Origin of the sequence: Onishia niordana, assembly GCF_004798965.1 — a bacterium.
GTDB classification, from domain to species: domain Bacteria; phylum Pseudomonadota; class Gammaproteobacteria; order Pseudomonadales; family Halomonadaceae; genus Onishia; species Onishia niordana.
Genome location: NZ_SDSD01000027.1, coordinates 1 through 388, shown reverse-complemented (window position 1 = coordinate 388; position 388 = coordinate 1). Strand labels below are relative to the sequence as shown.

General features: G+C 70.4%; 1 protein-coding gene. It reads right to left on the bottom strand.

Annotation, left to right across the window (positions count from 1 at the left end):
* On the bottom strand, positions 1–388 hold a 388-nt coding region (locus tag ETC27_RS16505), incomplete at both ends, for an HAD family hydrolase (protein ID WP_136256058.1).

Genomic DNA, 388 nt, shown 5'->3' with positions numbered 1-388 from the left:
AGCTCGCCATGTGCCTCGATGCCCAGGCTGTCACCGATGGCCGCGGCGGTACGCGCATTGTCACCGCTGAGCATCACCGCCTGCACGCCCAGGCGCGACAGCGCCGTCAGCCCCTCCCGGGCATCGTCGCGAGGTTCATCGCGCACGGCGATCAGGCCCAGCGGGCGCTCGCCTTCGACCAGCACGGCGAGAGTCTTGCCGGCGTGTTCCAGCTCGGCGATCCGAGCGCTCAGATCGTGATCGAGGGCGGCCTGCTCTGCCAGGTGGCGGGGGGTGATCAGGCTCAACTCACGCCCCTCGACCCGACCGGAGACCCCTCGGCCCGACAGGGCGCGGCTCTCACTCGCCAGTGGAAGGGAAAGGCCCAACTGCTCAGCGTGGGCGAGGA